The organism is Dactylosporangium sp. NPDC051087 (assembly GCF_055586325.1).
Genome location: NZ_JBVJIJ010000007.1, coordinates 269,175 through 291,166, shown reverse-complemented (window position 1 = coordinate 291,166; position 21,992 = coordinate 269,175). Strand labels below are relative to the sequence as shown.

The following is a 21,992-nucleotide window of genomic DNA, read 5'->3' as shown; positions in this document are numbered from 1 at the left end:
CCGACGCGCCCGGCGCCACGGAACCGGCCGACGCACCTGGCGCCACCGCACCGGTCGACGCGCCCGGCGCCACCGGGCCGGTCACCGAGGCCGGCGCGACTGGACCGGTCAGCGAGACCGGGGCCACCGGACCGGGAGGGGAGCCTAGCTCCAGCGGGGACGAGCGCCCGGGCGAGCGCTCTGAGCCCACCGCGACACCGGACGCGCAGCGGCTCCCGCAACCGCGCCCGCAGCGGCGGGACGGCTGAACAACACGCCGACGATCGCCGCGACCTCCTCGGCGCTCGGCGTGCCACGAACGACCTTGATCAGCGGTTCCTCAGCCATCGGGACTCCTGCGAAAGTGTGCGAAACGTTGCCGTCCTGCGAGCATACGCATGCACTGGCAGCGCATACTCAAACGGAACGGGAGTCGATGGCGAGTTTGGGGGGCGCATTGACAAACGTCCCATTTCGGGCGGCATCGACGCTCTTGGTCGGCGTGCTGCTCGCCGTGCTGCTGGCCGTGCTGCTGCCCGGGATCCCGGCGCAGGCGCGCGAGGGCGAGCAACCGGCGTCGGTCTCCGCCTCGCTGCGCTACCGGATCACGTTCGCGGCGCGCTCCTGCGGCTCGTATGACGACGTCATGGCCAACCGGGTCCGCGACGACCGGCTCGAGGCCGCGACCGTCCCGGGCCGGGCCAACGCGTACAAGGACGGCCAGGCGGTCGACCCCGCGGTCGAGGCGGCCAACGGCGCCGGCTGCACCGCGCTGCCCGGCTGGCACTTCTCGATCGGCCCGGGCCAGGAGCGCAAGGGTGCGCTGTCGACGGTGACCACGCCGGCCGTGGACTCCGGCGAGACGGTCGCCCAGGTGCCGCTGCTGGACGCGGTCGGCCGCCGCACCGACGCGATGCTCGACGGCGCGGTCACGCTGCAGCTGACCCCGGAGCAGGCGAGCGCCTCGGCGCACCGGCAGCTGTGGGTGCAGGGCGGCACGCCCGGCGACCCGCTGCTCGGCTCCGCCATGCCCGGCTACGGGTTCGGCGCCCTGCGCTGCGCCGCCGACGGGCACTCCGGCGGCAACGTGCAGTGGCTCGGCTTCCCCGCCGGCGTGCGGCACGTGTTCTGCTTCGCGTACTACGTACGGCAGGCGCAACCGACGGCCACGCTCGTGGTGAAGGCCCGCACCTCGGCGCCGGCCGGCTATCCGCAGCGCTTCGCCTACGACGCCAGCGCCAGCTACGCCGCCGACAAGCGCGTCTACGCCGACGCGACCACCGACGCGACGCTCGTGCGCAGCTCGGGCGGGGCGCCGCAGACCGTGGTGTCGCGCACCCCGGCCGGCTGGACGCTCACCGACCTCAGCTGCGCGAAGAGCGGCGCCGGGCGCAGCCTCACCACGACCGACGTGCCGACCGGCACCGCCACCGTCACCCTCGCCGCCGGCGAGATCGTCACCTGCACGTTCACGTATGCCCCGCCGGTCGCGCCGGCCGGGCTGACGCTGCGGCTGTTCGGCGACGCGCCCGGCGGCGCGTTCAACCTGTCCGTCGCCTCGGGCGGCGGCGCCGACCCGCCCCGCCTGCTGCAGGCCGCGCCGGCCGGCGACGGCTCGGCGACCGTCGCGACCGGCGCCGACCTGACCACGCTGCTGCCGGGCGCCTATCCGGTGACGCTCACCGCCCCGGCCGGCGAGGCCGCCGCGTGGTCCCTCGCGGGCGTCGGCTGCGGGGCGACCGAGCTCAAGCCCGAGGGGTTGTCCGTGACCGTCCTCGTCGCGGCCGGCACGCCCACCGACTGCACGCTGCGGGTGACCCGCAAGGGCGGCACGATCCAGCTGCGGTCGGTGACCGTCGGCGGCATCGGCGCGGCGTCGTTCATGGTCGCGCCCCGCGGCCAGGGTTCGCCCGGCTGGGCGGGCGTCGCGACCACCACCGCGTTCGGCGAGGCGGCGATCGCCCAGGGCCTGCCGGCCTCGCTGCCGCTCGGCGACTACCTGGTGACGCCGATCCCGCCCCTGGCGACCGTCGACGGCAGCTGGCGGCTCAGTTCCTTCGCCTGCGACCCGGGGGAGTCGCAGGACGTGCCCAACGTGGGCGCCGACGTCGTGCCGCTGACCGCCGGCGAGCCCGCGGCGAAGTGCACCGCGAGCTACCTGTTCGTCGAGGCGCACCAGCTGCAGGTCACGGTCCGCTTCGCGGGCAGCACCAGCGGCCGCGCCGGCCCGGTCGTGCTGGACCTCGACTGCACCGACGGATCCACCGGCCGGGTCGTGCTCCCCGAGGACGACAACAGCGAGGCGACGCTGCCCACGCCGCTGGGTTTCCTCGACCCGACGAAGTGCACGGTGCAGCGCCCGAAAGCGCCGGTGTCGGGCGGCGCCACGGTGAGCGTCGGCGCGACGCTCGACCCCGCACCCGGCAACGCGCCCCTGGGCATCCCGGGGACCGTCGCCATCGGTGAGGAGGCCGGCAAGGACGTCGACCTCTACACGGTGACGGTCACGGTGACGTTCACCGCCGACGATGCGGCACCGACCCAGCAGAAGGTCCTGGACACGTTCCGGGTGCTGCCGGTGGCCCTGATCGGAGCCGGTCTGGTCGGTATCGGCCTCGTCATCCTATTGATCATGGTCCTGCGGTCGCGCACCGACTGAGAAGGATGATCTCCCTCGAATCCAGGCTGTCTTGAACGTGCGGTCGTTGGGTAGCGTTTGCAGTGATGATGCAGTCCAGGTCCCTGATCGCCGAGCGATATCGACTGATCGAGTCGCTCGGCGCCGGCGGCATGGGCCGGGTGTGGCTGGCCCGCGACGAGATGCTGCGCCGCGACGTCGCGATCAAGGAGGTCCTCCCGCCCGAGGGACTGACCCCCGAGGAGCGCGAGGAGCTGCGGCTGCGCACGATGCGGGAGGCCCGCGCCGCGGCCCGGCTCAACGACCCGAACGTCGTGCGGATCTATGACGTCGTGCAGTCGGAGCAGGCGCCGTGGATCGTCATGGAATACGTGCCGTCGCGGTCGCTGCACCAGGTGATCACCGACGACGGCCCGCTGCCGCCGGAGCGGGCCGCGCAGATCGGCATCGCCGTGCTCAACGCACTGAAGGCCGCGCACGCCGCCGGTGTCCTGCACCGTGACGTCAAGCCCGGCAACGTGCTGCTCGCCGACACCGGCCGGGTGGTGCTCACCGACTTCGGCCTGGCCGTCTTCGAGGGCGGCGACGGCGCGGTCACCCGTCCCGGGCTGATCCTCGGCTCCCCGCAGTACATCTCGCCGGAGCGGGCCCGGGAGGGCATCTCCGGCCCGGAGTCCGACCTGTGGTCGCTCGGCGCCACGCTCTACGCCGCGGTCGAGGGCCGCTCGCCGTATGCGCGGTCCACGACCTACGCGACGCTGACGGCCCTCGCGACCGAGGATCCCGACCCGGCGACCCGGGCGGGTGTCCTCAAGCCCGTCCTCACCGCGCTGCTGCGCAAGGACCCGAAGGCCCGCGCCGGCGTCGCCGAGACCGAGCGGCTGCTGCAGCGCGCCGCGTCCGGCGAGGGCCGCGGCTGGAGCTGGGCGCTGCCGGCGCTGCCCAGGCCGCGCCGGTCGCGGGAGGGCCACCCGACCGGGCTGCGCGGCTCCTCCAGCGGGTTCTCGCGCGGCTCGTCGCACCCGCTCGGCGGGCTGTCGCCGGTGCCGGACGCGCCGGTCAGCTCGCCGCCCGCGGGGCTGGAGCAGGGCAGCCCGGCGGCGGTCGCGCAGACCGCCGCCGACCCGTCCCAGGTCGACTTCCCCGGCAAGGCCCGCGGCAGCGCGCCCGTCGGTGCCGGCCTCTACTCGCGCGGTGCGATGGAGGCCGGAGCCGGTGCGGCGCCCGCGGTGGTGCCGGTCAGCGACGACGTCGAGACCGTCCCGCGCGGGCGGCACCGCGGCCGCTGGATCGCGGCGGTCCTCGGCGCGGTCGTCCTGCTCGCCGCGGGTGTCATCGTGTTCACCGACTCCGGCGGCGAGGGCGGGCCGCGGACGACCCCGACGGGCCAGGCCGGCGGGCCGACGGCGGCACCGGTGTCATCCGCCGCGCCCAGCCCGACGCCCAGCGTGTCGCCGCAGGTGCGGGGCTCCTTCGGCGGGATGGCGATGGACCTGCCGCCGGGTTTCCACTACGAGACCGACGACAAGTACGGCTGGACGGTCGCCGTGCCCGACGGCTGGGTGCGCTCGGTCAAGCGCCCCCAGGCGTACCCGTCGATGATCTCCTTCAACGACCCGCTGGACGCGCGGTGGGAGCTGGCGATCGACACGGCGGCGAAGGGCAGGGACGACCCGGTCGCCGACTGGAAGGACCAGGAGCGGGCCCGGCTCGCCGACAAGCTCTACCCCAACTACCAGCAGGTCCACATCGAGCCGCTCACCCTGAAGGACGGCTGGGTCTGCGCCGACTGGCAGTGGCGGTACACGGCGCCGAGCGGGCCGCTGCACGTGTCCAACATCGGCTGCAAGGTCCCCAGCGGCAAGGGCCACGCCATCTACTGGCAGACCCCGGACGGCCTCTGGGACGACCCCGCGGCCGCCAACAAGTTCACCATCATCAAGCTGTCGTTCGTGGTCAAGCCCTGAGGCCGTGCGGCGCCGGCGCGCCGCCCGGCTCACAGCGGGATGTTGCCGTGCTTCTTCGGCGGCAGGGTCTCCCGCTTGGTGCGCAGCAGCCGCAGCGCCCGCACGATCTCCACCCGCGTCGCCGACGGCGCGATGACCCCGTCGATGTAGCCGCGCTCGGCCGCCACGTACGGGTTGGCCAGGGTGTCCTCGTACTCGCGGATCAGGTCGGCCCGCATGCCGGCCGGGTCCTTCGCGTCGCGCAGCTCCTGCCGGTACAGGATGTTGACGGCACCCTGCGCGCCCATGACGGCGATCTGCGCCGTCGGCCAGGCGAAGTTCAGGTCGGCGCCGAGGTGCTTGGAGCCCATGACGTCGTACGCGCCGCCGTACGCCTTGCGGGTGATGACGGTGACCTTCGGGACGGTGGCCTCGGCGTAGGCGTAGATGAGCTTCGCGCCGCGCCGGATGATGCCGTCCCACTCCTGGCTGGCGCCGGGCAGGAAGCCGGGCACGTCCACGAACGTGAGGATCGGGATGTTGAACGCGTCGCAGGTGCGCACGAAGCGCGCCGCCTTCTCCGACGCGTCGATGTCCAGGCAACCGGCGAAGTGCATCGGCTGGTTGGCCACGACGCCGACCGGGTGGCCCTCGACCCGGCCGAAGCCGATCAGGATGTTCTGCGCGAACAGCGGCTGCACCTCGAGGAAGTCCTCGACGACGGACTCGATGACGGTGTGCATGTCGTACGGCTGGTTCGCCGAGTCCGGGATGACCCGGTCCAGCGCCAGGTCCTCCTCCGTCGCCTCCAGCACCGCCGGGAGCGGCACGACCGGCACGTCGTCCATGTTGTTGGACGGCAGGTAGGACAGCAGCGCCTTCACGTATTCGATCGCGTCGTCCTCGTCGGTGGCGAGGTAGTGCGCGTTGCCCGACTTGGTGTTGTGCGTCCGTGCCCCGCCCAGCTCCTCGAACTCGACGTCCTCGCCGGTCACCGTCTTGATCACGTCGGGGCCGGTGATGAACATGTGCGAGGTCTGGTCGACCATCACGGTGAAGTCGGTGACCGCGGGGGAGTAGACCGCCCCGCCCGCGCACGGGCCCATGATCAGCGAGATCTGCGGGATCACGCCGGACGCCCGGACGTTGCGGAAGAAGATCTCGCCGTACAGGCCGAGCGAGACGACGCCCTCCTGGATGCGCGCGCCGCCGGAGTCGTTGATCCCGACCACCGGGCAGCCGATCTTCATCGCCAGGTCCATGACCTTCACGATCTTCTCGCCGAACACCTCGCCGAGGCTGCCGCCGAAGATCGTGAAGTCCTGCGCGAACACGCAGACCTGGCGGCCGTCGACGGTGCCGTAGCCGGTGACGACGCCGTCGCCGTACGGCCGGGACCGCTCCATGCCGAAGTTCGTCGACCGGTGCCGGGCCAGCTCGTCGAGCTCGACGAACGAGCCGGGGTCCAGCAGCAGCTCGATCCGCTCCCGGGCCGTCTTCTTGCCCCTGGCGTGCTGTTTCTCCACTGCCCGGGCCGATCCGGCGTGCACGGCCTCGTCGGTGCGCCGGCCCAGATCGGCGAGCTTCCCCGCGGTCGTGTGGATGTCAGCGTCGACACCAGCCTGCTCAATGGTCACGTTCGGCATCGTAATCGGGCGGGGATACGGTCGACCTGTGAACATTTACACCGACCTGGAGCGGCCCCCGCTGCGGGCGGCCGCGCTCCGGCGCGCGCTGGTCGTCCCCGGTGCCCTCTGGACGGACCTGCGCGTGGTCGAGGAGACCGGCTCGACCAACGCCGACGCCGCCGACGCCGCCCGGGCCGGAGCCGCGGAGGGGCTCGTCATCGTCGCCGAGCGGCAGACCGCCGGGCGCGGCCGGCTGGGCCGGCAGTGGCAGTCGCCGCCGCGGGCCGGGCTGGCGCTCAGCATCCTGCTGCGCCCCTCGGTGCCCCCGGCTCGCTGGGGGTGGCTGCCGCTGCTCACCGGGGTCGCGCTCGCCGAGGCGGTGCGCCGGGTCGCCCGGCTCGACGCCTACCTGAAGTGGCCCAACGACCTGCTGCTGCAGGGCGACCGCAAGACCGCCGGCATCCTCGCCGAGGGGGTCGGCGACGGCGCCGTCGTGGTCGGCATCGGGCTCAACACCACGCTGCGCGAGCACGAGCTGCCCCGCCCGGACGCGACGTCCCTCGCGCTCGCCGGGGCGGCCAGCGCCGACCGTGACCCTCTGCTGCGCGCCCTGCTCCGGTCGTTCGAGGAGGTGTACGGGCAGTGGCAGGCCGGCGACGACTCCGGCGTGCGGGAGGCGTACCTCTTCCACTGCGGCACGATCGGCCGCCGGGTCCGGGTCGACCTTCCCGGCGGATCCACGCTCACGGGCGTCGCCTCAGGGGTCGACACCGACGGCCGGCTGCAGGTCACGGACCCTGCCGGCGAGGTCCACGCGGTCGCCGCCGGAGACGTGGTGCACGTCCGCGCAGAGACGACCGGGTAGGCCAATGTCGCACCGGGTCGGGACGGTCTAGCCTCACCTCGACATTCACGAACGAGGAGGTTGGCGTGGGGTTCCCGGAAAGCGTCCTGACCAAGGACGAGCAGGTGGTGCTGCACCTGCACCCCCACTGGAAGGCGCTGTTCCTGCCGGCGCTGTGGTTCGTCCTCACCGCCGCCGCGGTCGTGGCCGTTTCCCTGTTCACGGGCGTGGGCACGCTCGGCACGCTGATCGCGGCCGGGGTCGGCCTGGTCATCGTGCTCGTGGTCACCGTGTGGCCGTGGATCAAGTGGAAGACCACGCACTACGTCTTCACCAACGAGCGGGTGATCATGCGCAGCGGCGTGTTCTCGCGCAGCGGCCGGGACATCCCGCTGGGCCGGGTCAACGACGTGTCGTTCTCGCACTCGCTCTTCGAGCGGATGCTCGGCTGCGGCACCCTGACCATCGAGTCGGCCGGCGAGCGGGGCCAGATCCAGCTGTCCGACATCCCGCAGGTGGAGAAGACCCAGAGCATGCTCTACGAGCTGGTCGACGCGGACCGGCAGAAGCACACCTTCGGCGACGACGACCGTCAGGCGCTCGTCGACGAGATCAAGAACGACGCGGTGTCCTGATCTGACCTAGCGGTGGCCGGCGGGGGACTCGAGCTCGTCGAGGGTCAGCTCGCCGGCCGGGTCGTCGTCGTGGGAGTGCCGCGGCACGGGCGCGACGGCGACCTCGGTCAGCGCCACCTCCAGGGCCTCGACCTCCGCCTCCAGTTCGGCGTCCGCGATGGCCTGCGGGTCGGAGCCGGTCGCCGCGGTCGTGAACACGAACGTGCGGTAGGCCCAGAAGCGGAAGACCATCGCGATGCCGATGCCCAGGGCGCTGGCGATGTTGAACGCCAGCCGGTCGGCGCTGTTGGTCTCGCTGAAGCCCAGCCCGTACTTCGCCACGGCGAGCACGGAGGCCTGGATCAGCAGGCCGACGCCGTTGAGCGCGAAGAACAGCGTGTATTCGCGGCGCATGCTCTTACGGTCGCTCTGGCCATAGGTCCACTGCCGGTTGAGGAAGTAGGACGCGGTGGTCGCGACGAGGGCCGCGACGATCTTCGCCTTGAGCGGGCCGATCGACAGCAGCAGGTTGAGCACCGCGAAGTCGATGACCGTGTTGATACCGCCGACCGCCAGGAACTTGAACAGTTCGGTGGCGAGCGAGCGGTGCCGCTCGGGGACGAACCGGTCGCGGAGGTTGCTGGCTAGGCGCACCGTGCAACCTTACGGTAGGTCGCCGAGCATCGCCCCGGTTACAGCGCCGACTGCGGGGCAGGTCACCCGCATCTTGACCCCTGTGCAACCAGGTTGTTACCTGCTGCCGAGTTTAGACCGCCTCGGGTGCCTTGCGGAACACAATGTTGCGGTAGGACCAGAAGCGGAACAGTGTCCCGAACGCCATGCCCACCACGTTGGCCGCGATGTTGTCGGCGAGCTTGCCCTGGAAGAACGGCCACACCGAGCCCAGGCCGTAATGGCTGGCCCACAGGCAGGCCAGGCCGATGATCAGGCCGACCAGGTTGAACACGAAATACAGGCTGTACTCGCGGCGCAGGTTGGTGCGCTCGCGGTCCCGCCAGGTCCAGAACCGGTTGCCGATGAACGCGACCGTCGCGGCGACGACCGTGGAGATCGTCTTCGCGACGAGCGTCGGCGTGCCGGTGAAGAGCAGCACGTTGAAGATCGCCACGTCGACGACGAAGGCGATGATCCCGACCGTGCCGAACTTGCCGAGTTCGCGGACCAGGTGCTCGAAGCGTGCGACCAGCCCGCGCAGGCCACCGGGGCCGGACTCGGTCGGCACCGACTGCAGTTCCGTCACGACGCAGAGGGTACGGCACCGGCGGCCCCAGCGGGCACGCCTGCTACAGACCGGCGCCTCGAGGCGCACCGCCGCCCCGCCGGGCATGCCCTTCCAGGGCTCGACCGCATGCTTTGCGCGTTGATGCTCGGTTGACGAAAAGTTCACGCGCGTTTCTGCGAACGGTCGCGAGATTCTCCAGTCCTTGTGCAAGGTTTCACAAGCTCTCGCGCTGCCCGGCCCTGCCTGCCGGTTTAGGCTGAGGGAAATCGGATCACCGTCGCCACGGCCGCTCGCATCATCGCGCGCCGTGCTTTGCCATATGTGCGACCAGGTCAACGCCGACCACTGAGGAGATTTCCAACATGTCCGCACCGGTCACCGTCCCCGGTCTCGATCAGGCCCCCACCGAACATTCCAAGCTGCTCGCGTGGGTCCGCGAGGTCGCCGAGCTCACCGGCCCCGAGCGCGTCGTGTGGTGCGACGGCTCCGAGGGCGAGTGGCGCCGCATCACCGACGAACTGGTCGACAAGCAGGTGCTGGTGCGGCTGCGGCAGAAGCCCAACTCGTTCTGGGCCCGCACCGACCCCTCCGACGTCGCCCGCGTCGAGGAGCGCACGTTCATCTGCTCCGCCGACGAGGCCGACGCCGGCCCGACCAACAACTGGATGGCGCCCGCGGAGATGAAGCGGGTGATGACCGAGCTGTACGACGGCTCGATGCGCGGCCGCACGATGTACGTGGTGCCGTTCTGCATGGGCCCGCTGACCGCCGAGCAGCCGATGTTCGGCGTCGAGCTGACCGACTCGCCGTACGTGGTCGCCTCCATGCGGATCATGACCCGGATGGGCGCGGACGTGCTCGACCGGATGGGCGACGACGCGCCGTTCGTGCCCTGCCTGCACTCCGTCGGCGCGCCCCTCGCCCCCGGCCAGGACGACGTCGCGTGGCCCTGCAGCGACACCAAGTACATCTCCCACTTCCCCGACACCAGGGAGATCTGGAGCTACGGGTCCGGCTACGGCGGCAACTCGCTGCTGGGCAAGAAGTGCTTCTCGCTGCGCATCGCCAGCGTCATGGGCCGCGACGAGGGCTGGCTCGCCGAGCACATGCTCATCCTGAAGCTGACCGGCCCGACCGGCCAGGTGAAGTACGTCGCCGCCGCGTTCCCGAGCGCCTGCGGCAAGACCAACCTCGCCATGCTCGAGCCGACCATCCCCGGCTGGAAGGTCGAGACCCTCGGCGACGACATCGCCTGGATGCGCTTCGGCGAGGACGGCCGCCTCTACGCGGTCAACCCCGAGTTCGGCCTGTTCGGCGTCGCACCCGGCACCGACTGGAAGACCAACCCCAACGCGATGCGGACCCTCGCGAAGGGCAACTCGGTCTTCACCAACGTCGCGCTGACCGACGACGGCGACATCTGGTGGGAGGGTATGGGCGAGCCGCCCGCGCACCTCACCGACTGGAAGGGCCGCGACTGGACCCCCGACTCCGACGAGCCGTCGTCGCACCCGAACTCGCGCTTCTGCACGCCGATCGAGCAGTGCCCGATCCTCGCCGACGAATACGCCGACCCGCGCGGCGTCCCGATCGACGCGATCCTCTTCGGCGGCCGGCGCAAGACCACGATCCCGCTGGTCACCGAGGCCCGGGACTGGGTGCACGGCGTGTACCTCGGCGCCACCCTGTCCAGCGAGACCACCGCCGCGGCCACCGGCAAGGTCGGCGTCGTGCGCCGCGACCCGATGGCCATGCTGCCCTTCATCGGCTACAACGCCGGCGACTACTTCGCCCACTGGATCTCGATGGGCAAGGGCCTCGACGGGGACGCGTCGAAGCTGCCGCGGATCTTCTACGTCAACTGGTTCCGCCGCGGCGACGACGGCCGCTTCCTGTGGCCCGGCTTCGGCGAGAACGCCCGCGTGCTCAAGTGGGTCGTCGAGCGCATCGAGGGCACCGCATCCGCCGAGGAGACCCCCATCGGCCGGGTCCCCACACCCGGCGCGCTCGACGTCGACGGCCTGGACCTTCCGGCCGAGGACCTGGCGCTCGCTCTGCGTGTCGACGCCGACGAATGGCGGCAGGAGATCCCCCAGGTGGTCGAGTGGTTCGAGCGGTTCGGCGACAAACTGCCCGGCGTGCTCTGGGCCGAGCTCGACGCGCTGAAGGCCCGCCTCGACGCCGCATAACCCCTGGTGGGCGGCCGGTCAGTCGGGAGATCGGCCGCCCTGGCATCCGCCGCCCGGCACTGTCCGGTGCACGGCTGACGGTGTCGCTTTGCCCGGTAGGTCGCTACTCTTCTCGACCGTGGGCCTGCGTGACGTGGTGTATTCGTTGTACGAGAAGCGTCTCGCCCGACGGCTGCACGGCAAACCAGCGCCGCGGCACGTCGGGGTCATCGTCGACGGCAACCGGCGCTGGGCGCGCGAGATGGGCTACGTCGACCCCAACGACGGCCATCGCGTCGGCGCCGAGCGGATCAAGGAACTGCTCCGCTGGTGCGACGGCGCCACGGTGTCGCACGTGACGCTGTGGCTGCTGTCCACCGACAACCTCTCCCGCCCGTCGGCCGAGCTCGACCCGCTGCTGCAGATCATCGAGAACCTGGCCGCCGAGCTCGCCGACGAGGGCAACCCCTGGCAGCTGCGCATGGTCGGCGCCCTGGACCTCCTGCCGACCGCCAGCGCCCAGTCCCTGAAGGCCGCCGAGGAACGCACCGTCAACCGCACCGGCGGCGCCCAGGTCAGCCTCGCCGTCGGCTACGGCGGCCGCCGCGAGATCGCCGACGCCGTGCGCTCCCTGCTGCACGAGCACGCCAAGGCCGGCACGTCGATCGAGGAGCTCGCCGAGATCCTCGATGTCGACCACATCTCCGACCACCTGTACACCCGCGGCCTGCCCGACCCGGACCTGGTGATCAGGACCAGCGGCGAGCAGCGCCTCTCCGGCTTCCTGCTCTGGCAGAGCGCCCACTCGGAGTTCTACTTCTGCGACGTGCACTGGCCCAGCTTCCGCCGCGTCGACTTCCTCCGCGCCCTGCGCTCCTACGCCAACCGCCAACGCCGCTACGGCGTCTGATACCCGCTCTGTCGCCTGCGGCGATGGGCTAGCTGCCCCACGCTCCGCGCGGGTCCTGTTACCCGCTGTGTCGCCTCCGGCGATGGGGCTCGCTGCCCCACGCTTCGCGCGGGTCCCGCCGGGGGGATTCTCACCCCCGGAGCCCCCCAATGCGCCGCTCCGCGACGCACTGCCAGCGCGCAGAGCGCGCGGCAGCTTCCTACGCATCCGCGTGCCATCCCCCGGTGGCCCGCCGCCGCGTTTCCCATGATCCGGAAGACTTATGGTCGCCAGAGCGACGAAATCTCTTCCGGATCATGGGTCGGGGCCGGCCGCTGGCTGGGCCGGGCTGGCTGGGTTCCGTGATCCGGGAGACCTTGTGCGCCCCTGGCTACGCAAACTCTTCCGGATCATGGCGGGCGGCGGCTCGAGTCCGAGGGGCGGCGTTCGGGTGTGTGCGGCGCGCCGTTCGGGGTGGCGTCCGGGGGTTGGGCGGCGTGGGCCGGTCCGGTTTGTTCGTGATCCGGAAGGCTTGGGGTCGCCGGGGGGACAAGAACTCTTCCGGATCATGGTGGGGTGCGGTGGTGGATCGCTCGGTGTGGTGGTGTGTTTGCGCAGCGTGTGGGGCGGGGTGTACCTCACAAGGCGGGCAATCGCAGACTCGATCTAGTGGATTTTGCTTGCAGCGGTTAGCGTCTGTGCTGTGGCTAGGGGTTTTCCCGGCCATCCGAGGCCCGGACCGAGCGATCCACTGTGAAGCCACGGGGCCAAGCACCCGACCCCGTGCGGGCGTCGGAGGACGCGAGTGCGGGCGGCGAGGTGCCCGTCCCCGGAGATCCCGTGACCGTTCGCCGCAGTCCCTCAGATTCCACCCCTGCTCCACGCGGCCGCGCCGGTAAGGCGCAGCCCGCGGAAACGAGCGTGGACGCCGCCAAGCCGGTCCGTCGCACCCGGAAGAAAGCCGAAGAGCCCGCGCAGGAGCAGCGGCGCACCTTCGTGCTGGACACCTCGGTGCTGCTGGCCGATCCCGGTGCGTTCCTGCGCTTCGGGGAGCACGACGTGGTCCTGCCCCTGGTCGTCATCTCCGAATTGGAGGGCAAGCGGCACCATCCCGAGCTCGGGTACTTCGCGCGGCGCTCGCTGCGGTTCCTGGACGACCTGCGGGCCAAGCACGGCCGGCTGGACGTACCGCTGCCGCTGACCGACGCCGGTGGCACCCTGCGGGTCGAGCTCAACCACGCCAACCAGCAGGTCCTGCCGGCCGGCTTCCGGGCCGAGACGGACGACGCCCGGATTCTCGCCGTCGCCCTGGCGCTCGCGGCCGAGGGCAAGGACGTCCTGCTGGTCACCAAGGACATGCCGCTGCGGGTCAAGGCCGGCTCGGTGGGTCTGGCCGCGGACGAGTACCAGCCCGGCCCGGCGACCAACCAGAGCTACACGGGCATGGTCGAGCTCGGCATCGCCGAGGACGAGGTCAAGCGGCTCTACGCGGGCGAGGCGGTCGACCTCGACGGCGCCGGCGACCTGCCGGTGCACACGGGCCTGGTCCTGACCTCGCAGAACGGGTCGGCGCTCGGCCGGGTCGGGGTCGACAAGTCGGTGCGGCTGGTGCGCGGCGACCGGGAGGCGTTCGGCGTGCGGGGCCGCTCCGCGGAGCAGCGCATCGCGCTGGACCTGCTGCTCGACGAGTCGATCGGCATCGTGTCGATGGGTGGGCGGGCCGGCACCGGCAAGTCCGCCCTGGCCCTCTGCGCGGGCCTGGAGCAGGTCATGGAGCGGCGCAAGCACAAGAAGGTCATCGTCTTCCGGCCTCTGTACGCGGTCGGCGGCCAGGAGCTGGGCTACCTGCCCGGCGACGCCGCGGAGAAGATGTCGCCGTGGGCGCAGGCGGTCTTCGACACCCTCGGGTCGCTCGTGCACGACAACGTGATGGAGGAGGTGGCGGCCCGGGGGATGCTCGAGGTCCTGCCGCTGACCCACATCCGGGGTCGCAGCCTGCACGACGCGTTCGTGATCGTGGACGAGGCCCAGTCGCTGGAGCGGGGCGTCCTGCTCACCGTGCTCTCCAGGATCGGCAGCAACTCGCGGGTCGTCCTGACGCACGACGTCGCACAGCGTGACAACCTGCGGGTCGGCAGGCACGACGGCATCGCCGCGGTGATCGAGGCGCTGAAGGGGCATCCGATCTTCGCGCACGTGACCCTGACTCGTTCCGAGCGGTCGCCGATCGCCGAGGTCGTCACGGACCTCTTGGAGGACCTCCCGTTCGAGCGGTAACTTGAGCGAAAGAGTCCTAATTGTCACGTGATTAGGATCACAGAAGGTACTGTTCGGGTTCTCACCCTCGAATGCACTAGGCGATGGTGGGGAACGAGCGCATGACGCCAGGCTGCTCTGGAGCTTCCCGGCATCAGGCGCTCACGGTGCGTCATCGGCCCGGACGGCGGGTCCGCTCATCGGAGTGGATCGCCGTCCGGGCCGTGCGCCGGTTCCTGTCCCCGACGAATGGATACCTTCGTGATCCGGCTGTGGCACCGGGTCGGCACGCTCCGGGCCCTGGGCATTCTCGTGCTGGTAGCGGGACTGCTCACCGGTGGGTTCGTGATCGCCGGCCGACAGACCCAGCACGAAACGGCGCAGCCGGTCAAGGCCGCCGACGCCGCGGCCCTGCCGAGAGCGACGGGCGGCCCGTCGGCCACCCAGAGCGCCGAGCAGGAGGCGCAGAGCAAGGCGCAGGACGCCGCCTCCGCGGCCGCCGCGCAGGCCAAGGCCGCCGAGGACGCCGCGCGCAAGAAGAAGGAAGAAGAGGCGAGCCGGTCCAACACCCGCTCCGCCGGACCGCCGTCGTATGCCGCACCCGCCTCCTGCGCCGTCTACAGCGGCCACCGCAGGACCGGCTGCGACCTGATGACCGCCGCCGGCTACGGCCTCGACCAGATGCCGTGCCTGGACAAGCTCTGGACGAAGGAAAGCGGGTGGAACCCGCTCGCGCACAACAAGAGCAGCGGCGCCCACGGCATCCCGCAGGCCGTGCCCGGCGACAAGATGGCCGCCTACGGTCCGAACTGGTACAACGACGGCGGCACCCAGATCAAGTGGGGCCTGAGCTACATCAAGAGCCGGTACAAGACGCCGTGCGGCGCATGGGGTCACAGCCAGAGCACGGGGTGGTACTAGCTCATGGACGTCGTGACGTTGTTGTGGCGCCGGGTCGGCAAGATCCGCGCCCTGGCCGTCCTCGCGCTGGTCCTGGCGATCGTGGGCGGCGTGGTCGTCGCCAACTGGGACAGCGGCAAGAAGGTCGAGCCGGTCAACGCGGCCGCCGACGCCGCCCTCCCGCGGGCCTCCGCCTCGGAAGCCGGCAGCCCGTCCTCGCCGTCCTCGCCGTCCTCGCCTGCGTCGCAGGAGGCGCAGAGCAAGGCGCAGGACGCCGCCTCGGCCGCCGCCGCGCAGGCCAAGGCCGCCGAGGACGCCGCGCGCAAGAAGAAGGAAGAGGAGGCGAGCCGGTCCGTCACCCGGACGCTCGGCCCGCCCACCTATCCGATCCCCGCCGTGTGCGACGTGTACAAGGGCAAGAGCGACAACAAGTGGCGCGGCTGCGGGCTGCTCATGCAGGCCGGCTTCGGCTTCGACCAGATGTCCGGGTGCCTGGAGAAGCTCTGGGACAAAGAGAGCCACTGGACCACGACGGCGAAGAACAAGACGTCCGGTGCCTACGGCATCGCCCAGGCCCTGCCGGGCTCGAAGATGGCCTCCGTCGGCAGTGACTGGTCGTGGAACCCGGAGACCCAGATCAAGTGGGGCCTGGGCTACATCAAGGGCCGCTACAAGACGCCGTGCGCCGCCTGGTCCCACAGCCAGTCGTCAGGCTGGTATTAGCGAGTGAAACCTGTTACCACAGTGGCGTGACCCTCGACGCGACCGGTCAGTCCGACCCCACCCGCTTCGGCACCGAGGCGTTCTACGCCTCGGTCGGCCGGGCCTTCGTCGCCATGTGCGCGTTCGTCCCGGTCCTGTTCGCGATCGAGTTCCTCGACCGGCTCACCGGTGAGCGGCTCGACCAGGACGGCGGCATCCGGCCGCACCACCTCGACGGGCTCGACGGCATCCTCTTCTCGCCGTTCCTGCACGCGGGCTTCAGCCACGTCCTGGCCAACAGCATCCCGCTGATCCTGCTCGGCACGTTCGTGCTCGCCGCCGGCACCACCCGCTTCCTGCTCACCACGGCCTTCATCGCGATCGTCGCCGGGGTCGGGGTGTGGTTCATCGGCGATCCGGACACCGTGGTCGTCGGCGCCAGCGGCGTCATCTTCGGCTACCTCGGCGTGATCCTGATGCGCGGCGTGGTCGAGCACAGCTGGTGGCACATCGCCGTCGGTGTCCTCATCGGGCTCCTGTACGGCTGGCAGCTCTTCGGCGTGCTGCCGGGCGAGGAGGGGGTCTCCTGGCAGGGTCACCTCTGCGGGTTCATCGGTGGCCTGGTCGCGGCGATCCTGTTCCGGCGCCGCCGCCCGCGCCGGTCCGACGATCCTCTGGCCATCGGCACCGACGCCGCATAGCGTGCCTCTATGCGGGAAGTCGACCTGGCCATCGTCGGTGCGGGACCGGCCGGCCTCTTCGGTGCGTATTACGCGGGCTTCAGGGGACTCAGCACCGCGGTGATCGACGCGCTGCCGGAGCCCGGCGGCCAGGTCACGGCGTTGTATCCGGAGAAGATGATTTTCGACGTCGCGGGGTTCCCCGGGATCCGCGGCAGGGACCTGGTCGCCAACCTGGTCGAGCAGGCCGACCAGTTCCGTCCCCAGTACCTGCTCGGCATGCGGGCCGAGACCCTCGCCTACGAGGGCGAGCGGCCCGTGCTGACCCTGTCCGACGGCACCGTCCTGCACTGCGGTGCCGTGCTCATCACCGGTGGGCTGGGCAGCTTCACCGCCCGCCCGCTGCCCGCCGCGGCGGACTTCACCGGCACCGGCCTGGTCTTCTTCGTGCCGCACCTGGCCGACCTCGCCGGCCAGGACGTGGTCATCGTCGGCGGCGGCGACTCCGCCTTCGACTGGGCCCTCGCCCTGCAGCCCCTGGCGCGGTCGGTGACGCTCGTGCACCGCCGGGAGAAGTTCCGCGCGCACGCCTCCACCGTCGCCCGCGCGCAGGCGCTGCCGATCGAGATCATCGTCAACGCCGAGGTCACCCGGATCCACGCCGGCGCCGACGGCGGCGGGCGGTGCACCGGCGTCGACGTCACCGTCCGGGGCGCCGGGCCGCGGACCCTGCCGGCCGACTCGGTCGTGGCCGCGCTCGGCTTCACCGCCGACCTCGGCCCCCTCGCGGACTGGGGTCTCGAGCTGGACAAGCGCCACATCAAGGTCGACTCGACCACCGCGACCAACCTGCCGCGGGTGTTCGCCGCCGGCGACATCAGCGAGTATCCGGGCAAGGTCCGGCTCATCGCGGTCGGCTTCGGCGAGGCCGCCACCGCCGTCAACAACGCCGCCGTGATCATCGACCCGGCCGCCCATCTCTTCCCGGGACACTCCTCCGACAACGGGTGAGCAACTCCTCAATTACCTCAGCGCACCGCCGATCTGAGATGCGTGGTGGGCGTCCGTCTCCAGGTGTTCGGGGTGGTGCTGCTCGGCCTGCTGGTCTCCGGCGGGGCGGGGCTGCTGATGCACCGCGTCGAGCTGGTCAACGCCGGCCAGACCCTGGACCGGCGGGTCGCCGCGGCGCAGGAGTCGGTGGCCTCGACGGCCCAGCGGTACGTCGACGCGGTCCAGCTGACGGCCGGCGGGCTCGAGGCGGTGCCCGCGGTCGACGCCCAGTCGTTCGCCACCGCCACCGCCCCGCTCGGCCAGCTGTGGCTGCCCGGGGCCACCTCGGTCGACTTCGTCGTCGCCGTGCCGGACCAGGACGTCGCGGCGGCGCAGGAGCGCTGGCGGACCCGCGGCGCGACCGGCCTCACGCTGCTGCCCTCCGGCACCGACCGGCACCACTTCACGGTCCTGCAGCGCATCCTCGACAAGGGCGGCGGCAACGACGGCGTCGGGCACGACCTGACCGCGTCGCCGGAGGCGGCCGCGGCCGTCGAGCGGGCGCGGCGCATCGGCCTGCCCGCGATCTCCGACCCGTACGTGCCGCGGCACGACACCACCCTGCCGGAGGCGCAGCGGCAGCACTCGGTGGCGCTCCTGCAGCGGGTCCTGGACCGGGGTACCGGCGAGCTGCGCGGCTTCGTCGAGCTGACCGTGCGGATGCAGGACTTCTTCACCGACACGATGCTGCAGACGTCCCGCGAGCTGCTGGACGTGACCCTGTCCGCGGTCGCGGGCGGCGGGTGGTCGCCGATGGCCCGCATCGACCGGCACCAGGTCGGCGGGCCCGAGCTGCGCCGGACCGTCATCGTGCAGGTCGCCGACCAGCAGTGGCAGCTGGCGGTCGAGACCGACAGCGAGGCCCTGATGGGCGCCGAGGGTCACCTGGACGCCGGCATGCTGGTCAGCGGCGTCGCGCTGACCGCCGTCACCGCCGTGCTGGTCTACACCCTCGCGACGTCACGCCGCCGGGCCGAGGAGCGGGTCACCCGGGCCACCGCCGACCTGCGGCACCAGGCGACCCTGCTGTCCGCGGTGATGAGCACGATCGGCGACGGCGTCGTGGTCTTCGACGCCGCCGGCACCGCGGTGTGGCTCAACCAGAGCGCCCGCGAGCTGCTCGGCGACGACATCGAGCGGCACCCGACCACCGAGTGGGCCCGGCTGCTCGACGTCTACGAGGCCGACGGCACCACCCCGTACGAGTTCCGTGGTCTCGTCCGGCAGCACCTGGAGTCGCGGGTGGAGGCGATCGTGCGCGGCCGCCGGCTCGACGTCCGGATCCGGCCGCTGGTCCGCCACGGCGGCGCCGAGGACGCCGACGGCGCGGTCGCCGTGCTGCGCGACATCACCGAGCTGCACGACGCCGACGAGAAGGTCCGCTCCTCGGAGGAGCTGCTCCAGCTGCTGCTGGACGGCGCCCGCGACTACGCGATCTACATGCTGGACCGGCAGGGGCACGTGGTGAGCTGGTCCGCCAACGCGGAACGGATCAAGGGCTACCGCGCCGACGAGGTCATCGGCCGCTCGTACGTGATGTTCTTCACCCCGGAGGAGGCCGCCGACGGGGTACCGCAGCGCGGCCTCGACGAGGCGGCGGACCGCGGGCGGCTCGAGATCGACGGGTGCAGGGTCCGGCGCGACGGCAGCCGGTTCTGGGCGCACGGCCTGCTCAACGCCGTGCGCAACCCCGACGGGTCCGTCCGCGGCTTCGTCGCGGTCAGCCAGGACGTCACCGAGCGCAGGACGGCGGAGCTGGCGGTCGAGCGGCTGAACGCCGAGCTGGAGGTGCGGGTCGCCGAGCGCACCGCCGACCTGCGCGAGGCCAACGCCGAGCTGGAGTCGTTCTCGTACAGCGTCTCCCACGACCTCAGGGCGCCGTTGCGGGCGGTCGACGGCTTCGCGAAGATGCTCGCCCTCGACCACGGCGACGTGCTCGACGAGCAGGGCCGCCGGTACCTCACCCGGATCCGCGCCGGCGCCCAGCACATGGGTGAGCTGATCGACGGGCTCCTCGCCTTCTCCAGGTTGCAGCGGCAGGAGATGGCGAGCCTGCGGGTGCACCTCGACCAGCTCGTCGCCGACGTCTGGGACGAGCTCGGCGTGGAGCGCGGTACCCGCGACATCGTCCTCACCGTCGGGGACCTGCCCGACGCGGACGGCGACCCGCGGCTCATCCGGCACGTGGTGGCCAACCTGGTCGGCAACGCCGTGAAGTACACCCGCGACGTCTCGCCGGCGAGGATCGAGGTCGGGCACCGGGTCACCGCGGGCGGCGACGCCACGTACTACGTCAAGGACAACGGCGCCGGCTTCGACATGCGGTACGCCGACAAGCTCTTCAAGGTCTTCCAGCGGCTGCACCGGGCGGAGGACTACGAGGGCACCGGCATCGGCCTCGCCCTGGCCCACCGCATCGTGCTGCGGCACGGCGGCCAGATCTGGGCCGACGCGGCTCCCGGCGAGGGCGCCACGTTCTACTTCACCCTTCCGGCATACGCACGATCGCTGTTGGAGGTGGGCGGGTGAAACCGCTGTCGAACAGGGTCCTGCTCGTCGAGGACAACCCCGACGACCTGGAGCTCGCCCGGCTCGCGTTCGAGCGGGGGAGGTTCGCCCGCAGCATCGACGTCGCCCGCGACGGCGCCGAGGCGCTCGACTACCTGTTCGGGCCGGGCGCCGCCGACCCGCCCCGGGTGGTGCTGCTGGACATCAAGCTGCCGCTGGTCGACGGCATCGACGTGCTGCGCCGGGTCAAGGCCGACGCGCGGACCCGGCACATCCCGGTCGTCATGCTCACCTCGTCGGCGCAGGACCGCGACCTGCACGCCTGCTACGAGCTCGGGGCCAACAGCTACATCGTCAAACCCGTCGACATGGAGCAGTTCATGTCCGCCGTCAACAGCATCGGCCGGTACTGGCTGGGCCTCAACCTGACCGACACGCACTCATGAGGATCCTGCTCCTGGAGGACAACCCCGACGACGCCGAGATGCTCGCGTTCGAGCTGCGGCGGGCCGGGTTCGCGCCCGTGTGGCAGCGGGTCGAGTCCGGCGAGGAGTTCCAGGCCGCGCTGGAGCACCCCGAGGGGCCGCCCGAGGTGATCCTCGCCGACTACTCGCTGCCGCAGTTCACCGCCCTCGAAGCGCTGCACATGCTGCGTACCGGCGGCTACGACATCCCCACGATCGTGGTCAGCGGCGCGATGAGCGAGGAGTCGTGCGTCGACGCGTTGCGCCACGGCGCCGTGGACTACCTGCTCAAGGACCGGCTCAGCCGGCTCGCCTCGGCCGTGCAGCACGCCCTGTCGCAGCAGCGGCTCGCCGCCGACCAGCGCCGCGCTGAGGAGACGTTCCGCGCCGCGTTCGACCACGCCCCGGTCGGCATGGCCGTCACCGACCTCGACGGGCACGTGCTGGAGGTCAACCAGGAGCTGGCCCGCATGACCGGCCTGCAGCCGTCGCAGCTGCTGCTGGACATGGTCGTCGAGGAGGACCGGACGATCGTCGCGGACAAGATGAAGCGCCTCGTCGCCGGTGAGGCGGAGAAGGTGAGCAAGGAGCTGCGGCTGTGCCGCTCCGACGGCGCGCCGCTGTGGGGGCAGTACTCGGCGTCGCTCATCGGCGCGGGCGCCGGCAGGCATCCGGGGGCGCACCACGTCGTGCACCAGATCGCCGACGTCACCGACCGCCGCCGCGCCGAGGAGGCCCTGCAGCGGCAGGCGGCGCGGCTCGCCCGCACCAACAGCGACCTGCAGGAACTCGACCGGCTCAAGAGCGAGTTCGTCGCCACCGTCTCCCACGAGCTGCGCACGCCGCTGACCAGCATCCGCGGGTACACGGAGATCCTCGCCGACGCGCACGCCAGCTCCCTCGGCGCGACCGAACGCAAGATCGTCGGCATCATCGACCGCAACGGCCGCCGCCTGCTCGACCTGATCGAGGACCTGCTGACGTTCTCCCGGATCGAGTCCGGCACGCTCACGCTCAGCGTCGGCCCGGTGAAGGTGAAGCACATCATCGACGCCGCCTACGAGGCGATCCGCCCGTCGGTGGAGACCGCCGGCCTGGGCGTCACCCTGGACGTCGACGAGCACATCCCGGTCGTGCAGGGCGACGGCGACCAGCTCGAACGGGTCGTGCTCAACCTGCTGACCAACGCCGTCAAGTTCTCCGACCCGGGCGGCTCGATCACCGTCACCGGCCGGGAACGCGACGGCGAGGTCGTCGTGTGGATCCGGGACACCGGGGTCGGCATCCCCGAGCACGAGCAGGGCATGCTCTTCACCCGCTTCTTCCGCACCGCCGACGCGCAGAAACGGGCGATCAAGGGCAGCGGGCTGGGGCTGGCGATCAGCAAGGCGATCGTGGAGGCGCACGGCGGCTGGATCGCCCTGGAGTCGATCGAGGGCAGCGGCACCACCGTCGGCTTCGGCATCCCGACCCCCTAGCGGTT

18 protein-coding genes are annotated in these 21,992 nt (G+C 71.5%); 14 read left to right on the top strand and 4 right to left on the bottom strand.

Features of this window, described 5'->3' with window-relative positions; translation table 11 throughout:
* Nucleotides 1-144: 144 nt before the first annotated feature.
* Nucleotides 145-327: an acyl-CoA carboxylase subunit epsilon gene (locus ACZ6TV_RS15985; protein ID WP_465297908.1), complete on the bottom strand. Its 183-nt coding sequence runs from the start codon at nucleotides 325-327 to the stop codon at nucleotides 145-147.
* Nucleotides 328-481: 154 nt separating this feature from the next.
* Between ACZ6TV_RS15985 and ACZ6TV_RS15980 the strand changes: the two genes are divergently transcribed.
* Together ACZ6TV_RS15980 and ACZ6TV_RS15975 are read left to right on the top strand one after the other, a co-directional pair.
* Nucleotides 482-2,638 carry a prealbumin-like fold domain-containing protein gene (locus tag ACZ6TV_RS15980; protein ID WP_465297907.1) on the top strand — a complete coding sequence of 719 codons (2,157 nt, stop codon included), beginning with the start codon at nucleotides 482-484 and terminating at the stop codon, nucleotides 2,636-2,638.
* Between the two features lie 65 nt (nucleotides 2,639-2,703).
* Nucleotides 2,704-4,584 (top strand): serine/threonine-protein kinase, encoded by a 1,881-nt coding sequence (locus ACZ6TV_RS15975; RefSeq protein ID WP_465297906.1) that lies wholly within the window; start codon nucleotides 2,704-2,706, stop codon nucleotides 4,582-4,584.
* A gap of 29 nt (nucleotides 4,585-4,613) precedes the next feature.
* Here the strand turns inward: ACZ6TV_RS15975 and ACZ6TV_RS15970 are convergent, their stop codons facing one another.
* Nucleotides 4,614-6,209, bottom strand: coding sequence for an acyl-CoA carboxylase subunit beta (locus ACZ6TV_RS15970; RefSeq protein ID WP_465297905.1), 1,596 nt, complete (start codon nucleotides 6,207-6,209; stop codon nucleotides 4,614-4,616).
* Here ACZ6TV_RS15970 and ACZ6TV_RS15965 point away from each other — a divergent pair.
* Both ACZ6TV_RS15965 and ACZ6TV_RS15960 read left to right on the top strand, forming a co-directional pair.
* Complete coding sequence (locus ACZ6TV_RS15965; RefSeq protein ID WP_465297904.1) at nucleotides 6,193-7,056, top strand: biotin--[acetyl-CoA-carboxylase] ligase; 864 nt, start codon at nucleotides 6,193-6,195, stop codon at nucleotides 7,054-7,056. The genes ACZ6TV_RS15970 and ACZ6TV_RS15965 overlap by 17 nt on opposite strands.
* 65 nt (nucleotides 7,057-7,121) lie before the next feature.
* Nucleotides 7,122-7,670, top strand: coding sequence for a PH domain-containing protein (locus tag ACZ6TV_RS15960; RefSeq protein WP_465297903.1), 549 nt, complete (start codon nucleotides 7,122-7,124; stop codon nucleotides 7,668-7,670).
* 6 nt (nucleotides 7,671-7,676) lie between these two features.
* Here the strand turns inward: ACZ6TV_RS15960 and ACZ6TV_RS15955 are convergent, their stop codons facing one another.
* Nucleotides 7,677-8,303, bottom strand: a complete 627-nt coding sequence (locus tag ACZ6TV_RS15955) for a GtrA family protein (protein ID WP_465297902.1) — start codon at nucleotides 8,301-8,303, stop codon at nucleotides 7,677-7,679.
* 112 nt (nucleotides 8,304-8,415) lie between these two features.
* The gene (locus ACZ6TV_RS15950) at nucleotides 8,416-8,910 is read right to left on the bottom strand and encodes a GtrA family protein (RefSeq protein WP_465297901.1); all 495 of its coding nucleotides are present in this window, start codon (nucleotides 8,908-8,910) and stop codon (nucleotides 8,416-8,418) included.
* Nucleotides 8,911-9,254: 344 nt separating this feature from the next.
* Here ACZ6TV_RS15950 and ACZ6TV_RS15945 point away from each other — a divergent pair, with 344 nt between their 5' ends.
* The 10 genes from ACZ6TV_RS15945 to ACZ6TV_RS15900 all read left to right on the top strand — a co-directional run bounded on the left by ACZ6TV_RS15945 (nucleotide 9,255) and on the right by ACZ6TV_RS15900 (nucleotide 21,987).
* Nucleotides 9,255-11,081 (top strand): phosphoenolpyruvate carboxykinase (GTP), encoded by a 1,827-nt coding sequence (locus tag ACZ6TV_RS15945; RefSeq protein WP_465297900.1) that lies wholly within the window; start codon nucleotides 9,255-9,257, stop codon nucleotides 11,079-11,081.
* Between the two features lie 118 nt (nucleotides 11,082-11,199).
* Complete coding sequence (locus ACZ6TV_RS15940; protein ID WP_465297899.1) at nucleotides 11,200-11,970, top strand: isoprenyl transferase; 771 nt, start codon at nucleotides 11,200-11,202, stop codon at nucleotides 11,968-11,970.
* A 900-nt stretch (nucleotides 11,971-12,870) separates the two neighbouring features.
* Nucleotides 12,871-14,226 (top strand): PhoH family protein, encoded by a 1,356-nt coding sequence (locus tag ACZ6TV_RS15935; RefSeq protein WP_465297898.1) that lies wholly within the window; start codon nucleotides 12,871-12,873, stop codon nucleotides 14,224-14,226.
* A 240-nt stretch (nucleotides 14,227-14,466) separates the two neighbouring features.
* The gene (locus tag ACZ6TV_RS15930; RefSeq protein WP_465297897.1) at nucleotides 14,467-15,126 is read left to right on the top strand and encodes an aggregation-promoting factor C-terminal-like domain-containing protein; all 660 of its coding nucleotides are present in this window, start codon (nucleotides 14,467-14,469) and stop codon (nucleotides 15,124-15,126) included.
* Between the two features lie 3 nt (nucleotides 15,127-15,129).
* A complete protein-coding gene (locus tag ACZ6TV_RS15925) occupies nucleotides 15,130-15,828 on the top strand; it encodes an aggregation-promoting factor C-terminal-like domain-containing protein (RefSeq protein WP_465297896.1) in 699 nt (232 codons plus the stop codon).
* Nucleotides 15,829-15,854: 26 nt separating this feature from the next.
* Nucleotides 15,855-16,508, top strand: coding sequence for a rhomboid family intramembrane serine protease (locus tag ACZ6TV_RS15920; protein WP_465297895.1), 654 nt, complete (start codon nucleotides 15,855-15,857; stop codon nucleotides 16,506-16,508).
* 9 nt (nucleotides 16,509-16,517) lie between these two features.
* The gene (locus tag ACZ6TV_RS15915) at nucleotides 16,518-17,498 is read left to right on the top strand and encodes an NAD(P)/FAD-dependent oxidoreductase (protein ID WP_465297894.1); all 981 of its coding nucleotides are present in this window, start codon (nucleotides 16,518-16,520) and stop codon (nucleotides 17,496-17,498) included.
* A gap of 45 nt (nucleotides 17,499-17,543) precedes the next feature.
* Complete coding sequence (locus ACZ6TV_RS15910; protein ID WP_465297893.1) at nucleotides 17,544-20,066, top strand: PAS domain S-box protein; 2,523 nt, start codon at nucleotides 17,544-17,546, stop codon at nucleotides 20,064-20,066.
* Complete coding sequence (locus ACZ6TV_RS15905) at nucleotides 20,063-20,491, top strand: response regulator (RefSeq protein WP_465297892.1); 429 nt, start codon at nucleotides 20,063-20,065, stop codon at nucleotides 20,489-20,491. The genes ACZ6TV_RS15910 and ACZ6TV_RS15905 overlap by 4 nt, the downstream gene beginning before the upstream one ends.
* On the top strand, nucleotides 20,488-21,987 hold the full coding sequence (locus ACZ6TV_RS15900) for an ATP-binding response regulator (RefSeq protein ID WP_465297891.1): 1,500 nt from the start codon (nucleotides 20,488-20,490) through the stop codon (nucleotides 21,985-21,987). Before ACZ6TV_RS15905 ends, ACZ6TV_RS15900 begins: the two co-directional genes overlap by 4 nt.
* Nucleotides 21,988-21,992 lie beyond the last annotated feature (5 nt).